The following is an 11,937-nucleotide window of genomic DNA, read 5'->3' on the forward strand; positions in this document are numbered from 1 at the left end:
CTTAACTTTGTAATATGCTTATAGCGTTATTCGCCATTGATTTGGCACTTTGAAAAGCCGCCACGTTTGCCTGATAAGCCCTTGTCGCTTCTAATAAATCGGACATTTCTATAACCGGATTAATATTAGGGTACGCCACATACCCCTGAGCATTCGCATCCGGATTGCTCGGGTCGTATTTTAATATAGGTTTTGAATCGTCCCTTACCACCTTATCGACAACTACCGTCTCAATAGGAGGTTTTGCAACCGCATTGTCTTCCCCCGACTCATCTAACGGATTTTCATACTGATGAAAATCGGCAGTTTTATCAATTTCTTGATTTAACTGGTCTTCAAAAGGCACCGCTTTAAAGATAACCTCTTTTCTTCTGTACGGTCCTCCTTCCGGAGTTCTGGTTGTATTGGCATTTGCGATGTTTTCGGAAATTATATTAATTCTGAATCTTTCCGCCGAAAGACCGTATCCCGAAATATCAAAACTGTTAAAAAATCCCATTACTCAGCCTTTATATATTTTTACTTGAATCAATTACCGCTTTAAAAATATCTATATCTTTTCTTAACGCCTGAATTGTAGCGTTGTAAGCGATATTGTTTTTTGCCATTTCGGTAGTTTCCACGTCAATATCCACACTGTTGCCGTCGTTTCTCGCCAAATGGCCGTCTCTGTAAAAAACAACCGGTTTAACATCTTCGCTATCGTCAAACCCTGATAAATGCCCCGGTTCTGTTTGAGCCAGTTTTAGTTTAGGCGTTCCATTGTGAATTCCGAATTTCTGATCCACTTCTTCCTGAAGCGCATCTTCAAATCTTATATCTTTCGGTCTGTAATAAGGAGTATCGGCATTTGCAATATTACTGGCAATCATATCCTGTCTTATTTTGCGGTAATGTAAAGACTGCTCTAAGATATCAAAGCTTTTTGATATTTCAAATGCCACATTTACTCCTTTTTATTTTTACAAGCAATTTCTATTCCGTATTTTTATAACTGTTTTTAATATAAATTTTTGTTAAAATTCTATCAATATTATACTTCATAAAGGTTAATTTTGCAAAAAGTGGACTCCCTGATATTCATTATTGTCGGAATCTTGATGTTAATAGGCGCTCTTTTTTCATATTCCCTGCCCGTATATCTCGAACACGCCAAACATTTAAGCGAATACCACTTTGTTGTAAGATACATAGGATTCGGAATACTGGGATTTGGAATAATGGTTTTATTTGCAAAACTTGATCCTGATAAATGGTTTGAGAAAATAGGCTGGTTTATATTAATAACTTCGGCCATACTGGTAATTGCGATGCCTTTTCTTCCTGAAAGCGTCGCGCCTATTATTAACGGCGCCAAAAGATGGATAAAAATCGGCCCTTTTAAATTCGCACCGGTAGAGTTTTTTAAACTAGGTGTGATTTTCTTTCTTTCATGGTCGTTTACGAGAAAAGTTAAAAAAGAGGCAATTCCTTCTTTAAAGGAAGAATTTAAACTTATACTGCCTTATTTTATTATACTTGGAGGTTTTTGGTATCTGATTCTGGCATACCAGTCAGATTTAGGACAGGTAATGGTTATGGGACTGCTGTTTGCGTTTATGCTTTTAATAGCGGGAGGGAGATTTCAGACATTTACCCTTATACTCGCCGGCGGTATTTTCGTATTTATAGCGGCAGTACTGTCCTCCGGATACAGATACGCAAGATTTAAAGCATGGCTTCATTTAATGACAAACAACTTTTTCCCGAATGTAACTGTGGAAAGCAAAATGAGCTACGGACAGGTAGAGCAGTCATTAAACGCTATATACCACGGAGGTATAATCGGCCAGGGAATAGGAAACGGTATTTTTAAGCTGGGATTTCTCTCAGACGTACATACGGACTTCGTATTAGCCGGAATAGCGGAAGAAACGGGCATTATCGGCATAAGCGTAATCGTTATACTGATGCTCGCTCTCGTTTACAGAATATACAAAATAGCCAACAGAAACGAAAAAAAAGAATACCAGCTCTTTGCTTTCGGAGTAGGAACACTTATAATGATTCAGTTTATTTTTAACGGACTTGGTGTAACTTCTTTAATCCCGATCAAAGGTCTGACCGTCCCTTTTCTAAGTTACGGGGGAAGCTCCCTTGTGGCCTTATGCACCGCAATCGGAATGGTTTTAATGATCAGTAAAAAAGCGAAACTGAATTGAGAATTGAGAATGGAGAATTGAAAATTGAAAATTAAAAAAATTGCAATAACGGGAGGAGGAACGGGTGGACACCTCAAAATAGCAAAAGTAATCAAAGAAGAACTCAATAAAAGAGGCATAAAACCAATATATATCGGCTCCACAAGCGGTGCGGACAAAGACTGGTTTGAAAAGGACGGCGGATTTGAAAAAAGCTATTTTTTACCTTCAAGAGGAGTCGTAAACAAAAAAGGGCTCGGAAAAATTTCATCGTTTTTACATATTCTAAAGCTTGCAAACCGGACCAAAAAACTGTTAAAACAACACAATGTTCAGGCTGTTTTCAGCGTAGGAGGATATTCCGCCGCCCCTGCGAGTTTTGCGGCGGTAATGTCAAAAACCCCTCTTTTTATACACGAACAAAACGCACACATAGGCTCACTGAACAGACTGCTTAAACCTTTTAGCAGGAGATTTTTTAACACTTTTCTTTATAACGACCCGTATCCTGTGGAAGATATATTTTTTGATACGGCAAGGATAAGAAACGAACTAAAAACCGTGATTTTCCTCGGAGGCAGCCAGGGCGCTTTGGCGATAAACGACCTTGCATTGAAACTCGCTCCAAAACTAAAAGAAAAAAATATCAGTATTATTCATCAGACAGGCAAAAGGGACTTTGAGAGAGTAAAAAAATTTTACGAAAAAGAAAACATAACAGCGGATGTGTTTGATTTTGACAAACACCTGGTAAATAAAATATCAACAGCGGACTTTGCTATCTCAAGGGCCGGAGCCTCGACTCTGTTCGAACTTGCGGCAAACCTGATTCCGACTCTTTTCATACCTTATCCGTATGCAGCGGGAGACCACCAGTATTACAACGCTAAATTTTTAGCCGATAAAAACGCCGGGTTCGTAATAAGACAAAACGATATTGACATTGAAAAAACAGAAAAATTAATATTTGAAGCCGATCTAAATCAAATATCCGACAATCTAAAAAATATAAATCAAAAAAAGGGAGCGGAAATTATTGTAGATGAAATATTAAAATCCCTTATCGATTAACGCGCATATCATATGCCCAACCATTATGTGCATTTCCTGAATTCTAGGCGTATCATCCGAAGGTATTACAATATTCACATCTCCGGCTTTTGCCATTTTCCCACCGTCTTTTCCCGTAAGGGTTATAACATTACAGCCTGTTTCTTTTGCTTTATCGATTGCGTTTAGCACGTTTGCTGAATTGCCGCTTGTAGAAATTCCGATCAGTACATCGCCTTTTTTCGCTATAGCTTCCACCTGTCTTGAAAATATATATTCAAATCCATAATCGTTTCCTATTGCGGTCAAGGCGGAAGTATCCGTAGTCAGTGCAATACCGGCAAGGCCCCGGCGCTCTTTTTTAAATCTTCCGCTAAGCTCCGCCGCTATATGCTGGGCGTCCGCAGCGCTTCCCCCATTACCGCAAAGTAGTATTTTATTCCCGTTTTTTAACGCATCTACACACATACTTCCGGCTCTTAATATAAGAGGCAGCAGCTCTTGCATTTTTTTTGCCGTTTCTATATGTTCGTCCAAACAGTTTTTTAAAATTTCCATTTTCTATCCTTCAATTCACTTTTCATTTTTCATTTTTTTAATTATATTCGTGGTGCTTTTTCCGTCTACAAAATCTATGAGTTTAACTTCTTTTGCTATATCGCTTCCGACTACAGTTTTGCCTTCGTAGTCTTTTCCTTTCACTAAAATGTCCGGCTTAATCTGTTTTATAAGCTCATATGGCGTATCTTCTTCAAATATAACCACAAAATCCACCACTTCAAGACTGGCCAGCAAATAAGCCCTGTCATATTGGTCGTTTACCGGTCTTTCAGGCCCTTTCAGTCTGCTCACAGAAGCGTTTGAATTTACCCCGACTATCAATTTATCCCCGAGGGCTTTTGCTTTTTGAAGATACTTAACATGTCCCAAATGCAATATGTCAAAACATCCGTTTGTAAAAACAATTTTTTTGTTTTGAGCCCTTAAGTCATTTGCGATATGGGTTATTTTTTCAAAATCCACTATTTTATAATCCACACTGTTGTCTATTCTTCTTTCTGTCTCTTCAATTTCCTCAAGCGTAACGGTTGCGCTTCCAATTTTACTTACTACAACAGCCGCCGCCGCATTTGCAAAATTCATGGCTTTTCTTAAATCTCCACTTTTGCTCAGATAATACCCTAGACTCGCCAAAACCGTATCGCCCGCACCCGTTACATCATACACTTCTTTTGCGATTGTAGGGATTTTTATATATTCATCTCCGAAAAGCGCCATTCCCTCTTCACTGAGTGTCACAAGCAGAAAATCAAGATTCAGTTCTTTTTTGACTTTCCATCCGGCTTTAATCAGGTCTTCTTCAGAATTTATTTCCATTCCGGCAGCAGTTGATAATTCTTTTTTATTAGGTTTAATCATCCATGCGTTTATATATTTAGAGAAATCTTTTTTAGGATCGATTATAAGCTTTTTATTGTTTCTGTTTGCGAGTTTAATTATTTTCTGCGTTAAAGATTTCGTCAAAACGCCTTTTTCGTAATCGCTTAAAAGTATCAAATCTATTTTTTCAATATTTTCATTGAGATAATTTAATATTTTTTCTTCATATTCGGAAGTTATCGGAGTTTTTGTTTCCCTGTCGTATCTTATTACCTGATGATTGCTTGCAATCACCCTGCTTTTTACAATAGTCTCTCTGCTTAAATCCGTAAATATACCTGCGGTATCTATGTTTTTTTCTTTTAAAAGATTAACAAGCCTTTCGGAATTTTTGCCTACTACAGTTGAAACAAGCACATCGCTTCCGAGTGCCAAAAGATTATTTACGACATTTCCGGCACCTCCGAGCCTGTCTTCTTCCTTAATCACTTCCACTACAGGTACAGGCGCTTCCGGTGAAATCCTGTCACTCCTGCCCCACAGATAGTGGTCTATCATAAAATCACCTATTACAGCTATTGTAGGTTTAAGTTCCAAGGTTGAAGGTTGAAGGTTGTTATTCATTATTATCCTTTTTAGAATTAATTAATGCATTAATCATTTTTTCTATTTCCACCGATAAAGTATCAATTGCGTCAATACTTTTAACAAAGCCGAGTTCATTAGCAAGTTCCAACTGCGTTTGTAATTCATACAAAGAACCCAGAGCAATATATAAAAAATATATAAAATCTTTGTTCGTCCCTCTACCTTTTCCCTCTGCAATATTACTTGGAACTGAAACAGCGGCTCTTTTTATTTGAGAAGTAAGCCCGAACTTTTCTTCATCTGGAAACACCATAGTAATTTTATATATTTCTTTTACCAATTTCATAGATTTTTGCCAAACTATCAAATTCCTGTAACTGTTCTTTCTCCCCTTCCTCCTTCTGCCTTCATCCTTTATCCTTACCCCTTTCACTTTCATCCTTGCTTCTTCTCCCTTCATCCTTACTATCTAACTTCCTCTTCATATATCCTGATAATTTCAGGCAGATACGCTTTTATACCTTCTTCCAGTTCAAATCTCGGCTCATAACCTAAATATTTTTTCGTATCTTCTATATCGGCCTGGGTGAAAAACTGATACTGCCCTATGTACGGGTTGGGAATATACGTATCATCCCTTTTTATGTTAAGCTCTCTTTTGAGAATATCAACAATATCCTGAAAGCTCCTGGCTTTGCCTGTGCCTACGTTATAAACTCCGTTTTTATCAGTTTCACACGATTTAATATTCGCCTGAATAACGTCTTCAATAAATATAAAATCCCTGAGTATTTTATCGCTTCCCTCAAACAGTTTGGCACTTTCACCCCTTAAAAGCTGAAGCCCGAACTGAAGAACCATCGATGCCGTTTTGTTTTTAAAATACTCTCTCGGACCGTAAACGTTAAAATACCTTAGCCCTACTATTCTGATTTTATCGTAATATTCTTTTGCAAGATTGTCCATCATCAGTTTACTGAACCCGTATACATTGTTCGGTTTTTCAAATCCCACGCTGAATTTATTGCTGTTTCCATACGTTGCTGCAGAAGAAGCATAAATCATGGAAGCGTTTTTCTTAACGGCTAAATCGCATAAATCCTTAAAAGCATTTACATTCGTATCAATCATTATTTTCTGATCTGCAACCGTAGTATCGGATATAGCGGCTTCGTGGAAAATATAATCAATATCATATTTTTCAAGTCTTGCCAAGTCGTCTTTATTGTTTATATCTCCGCTTATAATAATACCGTTAAATCCGAGCAGGTTTTTAAAATGCCCGAAACTCTTAAGGTTTCCGTTGCTAAATTTTTCTTCACTTCTGAATTTATCAAATACTATAACTTTACAGTTCGGATAGTTTTCCTGAAAATAAAAAGCGAGATTGCTTCCTATAAATCCGGCACCGCCCGTAATTACAACGGTTTTATTATTAAAATTTATATTAGAGTATTTCACAAAAACTCCTTTTTTATTTTTTTAATTATATCATATAAGCTTTCTTCAACTTTGAACGTTTTTTCTATTCCGGCTCGCTTTGCCGCTTCTATATCCCTGTCGCTGTCGCCTATCATAATCGAATTTTTAAGATCAATTCCATATTCTTTAGCCAGATCCAAAATCATTCCGGGTTTGGGTTTTCTACATTCACACTCTCCCGTAATGTCGGGATGATGAGGACAAAACCGGACGTCTTTTATTTCAATGCCTTCTTTTTTAAATTCTTCTTTCATCCATTCAGTTAATTTATAAAAATCTTCTTCATTGTAATAACCCCTGGCTATTCCACTTTGGTTTGTCACTATAAAAAGGGTAAATCCAAGATTTTGAAGCAGTTTTAAAAGCTCAAATATTCCGTCTTTAAACTTAAAATCTTTTATTCTCCCGACATATCCCGTATCGATATTTATAACTCCGTCTCTATCTAAAAACGCCGCTTTCACACAAGCTCCTTTACAGCTTTTAACACATCTTCGGCTTTTATCTCTTTCATACATTCATGATGTCCCAAAGGACACTCCCTTTTCATGCAGGGGGCACACTCCAAATCTTTTGTGACAATTTTGTAATTACTGCTCCAAGGAGACGTTTCTTTGTAATTCGTAGGTCCGAAAATCGCAACTATCGGTACATTATAAGCCGCTGCTATATGCATTGGACCGCTGTCGTTTGTTATAAACAGATCAAGCCCTCCGATATGTTCACAAAGTTCTTTAATAGTTAATTTGCCACATAGATTTTTATAATTTGAAATCGTAAGTTTTTTTTCAATATCCTTTGCTATTTCCTCTTCTCCGGGACCTCCGAATATTATTACGTCATATTTCTCACCCAGGGTATTTGCAACTTTCGCAAATTCCTCCGGATACCATCTCTTTGCGCTTCCGTATGTAGCACCGGGATTTATTCCAAATGTCGGTTTTTGAAAATGTTTAGGCTTATACGGTAAAACAGGCGAATAAACTTCGTTTTTTCCGATTATAGTATTTACATATTTCGAATATTTTTCAACCATATGCCCTGAAAGACTTTTATCAAAATAAAAACTCTTTTTTGCCTTCAATCCCAAAATTTTTGAATACATACTGGTTCTGAAACTGATAAATATATCGGCTTTAGGAAAATTCATAAACTGCCTGAATTTATGTTTTTTATCAATTACAATCACCTCATCAAACCATTCCTTCAAAAACTCAGTCGCTACAAAACTTCCAAAAACTATTGTTTTTTCAGGTTTAAGCTCATCCAAAACGGCTTTTATCGCTCCGCTTGCCATTACGGCGTCACCCAGCCAGGTTGGAGGTTCAATTAATAACTTCATTTATAACCTTAATTGTTTCATCTACGTTTTTTTCTATGCTGTAATTTTTAGATATATCTTTTGCCTTTTTCTTTAATTCATCAAGCTTTTTATTATTATTTAAAAGTTCCTGGATTTTATTTACAATATTATCATCTATTATCCATTCTTCAGGCAATATTTCCCCGCCGCCGCACATATCGGTAGTAAAAACAACATTTTCAAAATTCAATGCTTCTATTATTACGCTGCCAAAAGGTTCATACTTTGTAGGAAATATAAAAATATCCGCCATAGAATAAAACTTATCCACATCGCTTCTCGGACCTGTAAAGACAACTTTATTTTCTATATTAAGCTCTTTTGCATAGCTTTTATACCACTCAATATTTTTTTCTTTTCCCACTACAAAGAATTTAAAATTGCCTTTCAATTTCGAAACAATATCCAATGCCTCTTTAACGCCTTTTCTTTTAAATCCGCTTCCTACATAAAGCAAAATTTTTTCATTATTAATATTAAATTCTTTTTTAAGTTCATCAAAAGGAACTTTTTCTTTTAGAGGTATTCCATTATAAATTACTTCAATTTTTTCAGACGGAACATTATATTCTTCAATAATATTACGTTTTACCATATTAGAAATCGCAATAATTTTTTTAGCATTTTTAAACATTCTTTTTTCAATATAAAGATAAACAAAATGTAAAGGATTTAATTTTGATTTATTTTCAATTTTTAAAAATGTTTTATGAACTCCGTCACCCGCACGGTAAATATCAGGACAAATTACCCGTTCCAAGGAAAAATAAAATTTATTACCTTTAAGCAAACACACTTCAAGATTATACCAGATGATTTTCAGCCAGCTTGATAAAAATTTAGGAGCAGATGTATATTTGATATCAAACTTTATTCCTCTTTTTTTAAGCTCCTCCGAAAGCCTGCTTAAATAAACTTCGGCTCCCCCGAATTTAGAAGACTTTAACCTAAGAAGAGTAATTTTCATTTTTTTCCTTAATATTCAATGCTAGCAACAAGCCGTATAAAAAATAAAAAAACTTAGCTTCACTATCACCAAAGAAACTTCCAAACATCATAGAAACAATAAATCCCAATGTACCTAAATATATAAACAATGCATATCTTCTAATAATTAAATCCTTTGATGTTATGAATAGTTTTTTAGCCAAATATGCATTAAAGAAAATTATATAAACAAATATAATCAAGCCAAATATCCCTAAACCATAAAGCATTCCCAAAAATTCATTATGAACCTGTGCATAAATTCTAATAGGTAAATTTTGAGGCTCATTTTTAAAAACTTCTTTTATGCTTGCACCATACAAAAATCTACCATACTCTAAAGGAACAAATGGATGTTCTTTCCTATATATAATCGCAGACTTCCACATACTAAGTCTTTGCAAAGAAGAACTTTCTATATGTATTTTTTTAAATTCATGCGGCGGCAGTATATATACTTTATGTATATTATCTATATATTGATAAATATTATACCTTTTATTAGGCAAATATTTAGAGATAACAAAATAAACACCTGTTAAAATTACAAAGACTGCAAAAGCCTGTTTAATATTAAATATTCTTTTTAATAACATAGCACTGAATAATATGACAAATGTGGCAACAAATGTTGCTCTGGTCTGATTAGCTATTATTGAAATAATTGCCAGTAAAAACAAAATAATAAAAACTTTTCTGTTATAAAAAAAAGTAAAACTCATAGTAAGCATATATGTGGCCCAAATACCAAACCTTTCACCCCCTCCCGAATCAAGAAGACCTCCTGCACGGTAAGGCCAAAAACCGTGGTGATACCATATATAAATGTTAATTAATGTATGTATAGTTAACACTGCAAGAATAATATAAAAAATTATCTTAATTTTTCTTTCTTCAATATTTAGAAAATAATAAAAACCTGTTAACATAACTATTAAATTAAAAAATATTTCTCCTTTAATTTCTTTTAAAGTTTCAATAATATTTGGAGTATTAAATAAAGATAAAAAAGCTAATAATATAAACAATGCAAATGCTATTATTAATTTCTTGTAATATAAAAGACTAGTTATTTCAAACTTCGGTTTATATATTAAAATAAAACTGACTAAAAAAAGACCAAATGATATGTTTTGGACAGCTGTAAAGTGTGCTATGGGTAAAGTAAATATAAATATAGCCAGAAATAAAATATCTATATTTGTTTTAATTTTTTCAATTATAAACATACTAAGCCTTATATATTTGTTTTTCTATTTTTAATAATATTTCATCAACAGTAATCTGTTTCATACATTCTGGATATTTACATTTTTTATCTACACAAGGTGTGCAGGTTTTTGGTTTTTGAATAAAAGGATGAATATCCAAATCGTAACATGCATTACTCTCTTTAGGGTTACCGGCTACAAACAAGCCGATTGTTGGGGTCTTTACAGCAATTGCAATATGTAAAGGCCCAGTATCGGGAGTTACTAACAAATTAAGTTTATCAATCAATGCTGCAGCTCCTCCTAAAGATAGTTTACCGGCTAAATTTAAAACTCTTTTATCATTAATTCCTCTTTCCACTTCATCGGTTAACTCTTTTTCGTTAGGAGCACCGGTTAAAACGATATTAACATCCGGGTATTTACTCAAAAGCTTTTTACCAAGTTCTACCCATCTTTCATTAAACCATCTTCTGCTAATTGTAGAAGCCCCTATTTGAAATCCTATTAATTTTTTATTTTTCGGCAATACTTTTTCAACTTCTTCTATCCACTCATCTTTTAAAAACAAATCCATCTTGCAATCATTTTCCTCAATCCCAAGCCATTTTAAAAACTTAAGCCTTAATTTAATAAAATGTTCTCCTTCAATTTTAGGTACTATTTTATTTGTATGCCATTTATTAAACTCATTTTTATCGTTTGGAAGTTTAATAATATACTTAGCCCCACTCAAAACGGCAAGAGGAGTCGCTTGAGGCTCATTTGAATGTAATGCCAAAACAAGTTTGGGATTAATTTTTTTTAATTCTTTCAATACTTTAAAAAAATGTTTTGTTTTCCCAGAATATAAAATAATATCATCAATGTAGGGATTATTTTCAAAAAGTTCATAATTTTTAGGACTCATCACTACAATTAGTTTTTTATCGGGAAAATGCTTTTTTAAACTTCTAAAAACAGGCGTACCAAAAAGCGTATCACCAATTGCCGTATTACTGAAACAAACTATTTTATCAATTTCTTCCATTGGAACCAAATCCGTTTTTATAATCTGATTTTCAGGTAAAAAACAGGGAATTATTTTTTTAAAAAGACTCAAAAACGCTCCTTTAAACTCTCTCGCCGATTTTCCTTGCCGGATTTCCGGCATAAATAAAATCTTTTTCGCAATTTTTAGTTACGACGCTTCCGTATCCTACCACAACGTTATCTTCGATTTTTATTCCACTCATAACGCCTACCCTACTAAAAAGCATTACGTTTTTTCCTATAATGGTAGTTTGAGGAATTTCTTTTGATTTATTTACTAAAATATTTTTATTTTTTATTTCGTGATAATGTGAAAAAATATCGTTTTCTCTTCCTATATGAGTATCGTCTCCTATTATAACTTTTCCCGTTCCGTCTATTTTGGTGTTGTTTAAAACGTTGCAGTTTTTACCTATCTCTATATTGCCTATTAAAATGCAATTTTCTTTAACAGCCGTATTATCGCCTATTATAAGTTTTGATTTTTTGTTAGTTCTTACGTTTCTGTAAATTCTTACGTTTTTGCCTATTTTGTTATTAGGCATCCATCCTAAAACTTTTGCTCTTAATTTGGTAATTTTCTTAAACCAGAATCCTAAAATCAACTTATCGGGCAGTTTTGAAAGAATAATATACAAAAAATAAACTAACTCTTTTATCATTT

The 11,937-nt window shown here is 34.2% G+C and carries 14 protein-coding genes; 2 read left to right on the top strand and 12 right to left on the bottom strand.

Features of this window, described 5'->3' with window-relative positions:
- Window position 1 precedes the first annotated feature (1 nt).
- A complete protein-coding gene (gene flgC, locus C3L23_RS08790) occupies window positions 2–499 on the bottom strand; it encodes a flagellar basal body rod protein FlgC (protein ID WP_127681860.1) in 498 nt (165 codons plus the stop codon).
- 10 nt (window positions 500–509) lie between these two features.
- The gene (gene flgB, locus C3L23_RS08795; protein WP_127681862.1) at window positions 510–944 is read right to left on the bottom strand and encodes a flagellar basal body rod protein FlgB; all 435 of its coding nucleotides are present in this window, start codon (window positions 942–944) and stop codon (window positions 510–512) included.
- A gap of 120 nt (window positions 945–1,064) precedes the next feature.
- On the opposite strand from flgB, the gene C3L23_RS08800 reads away from it, so the two are divergent.
- Window positions 1,065–2,201, top strand: coding sequence for an FtsW/RodA/SpoVE family cell cycle protein (locus tag C3L23_RS08800; protein ID WP_246831120.1), 1,137 nt, complete (start codon window positions 1,065–1,067; stop codon window positions 2,199–2,201).
- A 30-nt stretch (window positions 2,202–2,231) separates the two neighbouring features.
- Complete coding sequence (murG, locus tag C3L23_RS08805) at window positions 2,232–3,251, top strand: undecaprenyldiphospho-muramoylpentapeptide beta-N-acetylglucosaminyltransferase (RefSeq protein WP_371264364.1); 1,020 nt, start codon at window positions 2,232–2,234, stop codon at window positions 3,249–3,251.
- Here the strand turns inward: murG and gmhA are convergent.
- The 10 genes from gmhA to C3L23_RS08855 are packed head-to-tail and all read right to left on the bottom strand — an operon-like array spanning window position 3,231 to window position 11,935.
- Window positions 3,231–3,788 (bottom strand): D-sedoheptulose 7-phosphate isomerase, encoded by a 558-nt coding sequence (gene gmhA / locus C3L23_RS08810; protein ID WP_127681866.1) that lies wholly within the window; start codon window positions 3,786–3,788, stop codon window positions 3,231–3,233. The two genes, murG and gmhA, sit on opposite strands and share 21 nt — an antisense overlap.
- A gap of 15 nt (window positions 3,789–3,803) precedes the next feature.
- Window positions 3,804–5,234 (bottom strand): D-glycero-beta-D-manno-heptose-7-phosphate kinase, encoded by a 1,431-nt coding sequence (gene rfaE1, locus C3L23_RS08815; RefSeq protein ID WP_127681868.1) that lies wholly within the window; start codon window positions 5,232–5,234, stop codon window positions 3,804–3,806.
- Window positions 5,227–5,658, bottom strand: coding sequence for a four helix bundle protein (locus C3L23_RS08820; RefSeq protein ID WP_246831067.1), 432 nt, complete (start codon window positions 5,656–5,658; stop codon window positions 5,227–5,229). Before C3L23_RS08820 ends, rfaE1 begins: the two co-directional genes overlap by 8 nt.
- A gap of 5 nt (window positions 5,659–5,663) precedes the next feature.
- On the bottom strand, window positions 5,664–6,659 hold the full coding sequence (gene rfaD, locus C3L23_RS08825; RefSeq protein WP_127681870.1) for an ADP-glyceromanno-heptose 6-epimerase: 996 nt from the start codon (window positions 6,657–6,659) through the stop codon (window positions 5,664–5,666).
- Entirely contained in the window at window positions 6,656–7,144 is a 489-nt protein-coding gene (gmhB, locus tag C3L23_RS08830; RefSeq protein ID WP_127681872.1) for a D-glycero-beta-D-manno-heptose 1,7-bisphosphate 7-phosphatase, read from the bottom strand. Before gmhB ends, rfaD begins: the two co-directional genes overlap by 4 nt.
- Window positions 7,141–8,022, bottom strand: coding sequence for a lipopolysaccharide heptosyltransferase II (gene waaF, locus C3L23_RS08835; RefSeq protein WP_127681874.1), 882 nt, complete (start codon window positions 8,020–8,022; stop codon window positions 7,141–7,143). The genes gmhB and waaF overlap by 4 nt, the downstream gene beginning before the upstream one ends.
- Window positions 8,006–9,010: a glycosyltransferase family 4 protein gene (locus C3L23_RS08840; RefSeq protein ID WP_127681876.1), complete on the bottom strand. Its 1,005-nt coding sequence runs from the start codon at window positions 9,008–9,010 to the stop codon at window positions 8,006–8,008. Before C3L23_RS08840 ends, waaF begins: the two co-directional genes overlap by 17 nt.
- Entirely contained in the window at window positions 8,991–10,259 is a 1,269-nt protein-coding gene (locus C3L23_RS08845) for an O-antigen ligase (protein WP_127681878.1), read from the bottom strand. Before C3L23_RS08845 ends, C3L23_RS08840 begins: the two co-directional genes overlap by 20 nt.
- A 1-nt stretch (window position 10,260) precedes the next feature.
- The gene (locus C3L23_RS08850; RefSeq protein WP_127681880.1) at window positions 10,261–11,343 is read right to left on the bottom strand and encodes a glycosyltransferase family 9 protein; all 1,083 of its coding nucleotides are present in this window, start codon (window positions 11,341–11,343) and stop codon (window positions 10,261–10,263) included.
- A 10-nt stretch (window positions 11,344–11,353) separates the two neighbouring features.
- Complete coding sequence (locus tag C3L23_RS08855; protein ID WP_127681882.1) at window positions 11,354–11,935, bottom strand: DapH/DapD/GlmU-related protein; 582 nt, start codon at window positions 11,933–11,935, stop codon at window positions 11,354–11,356.
- Window positions 11,936–11,937: the final 2 nt, after the last annotated feature.

Origin of the sequence: Nautilia sp. PV-1, assembly GCF_004006315.1 — a bacterium.
Taxonomy (GTDB): domain Bacteria; phylum Campylobacterota; class Campylobacteria; order Campylobacterales; family Nautiliaceae; genus Nautilia; species Nautilia profundicola_A.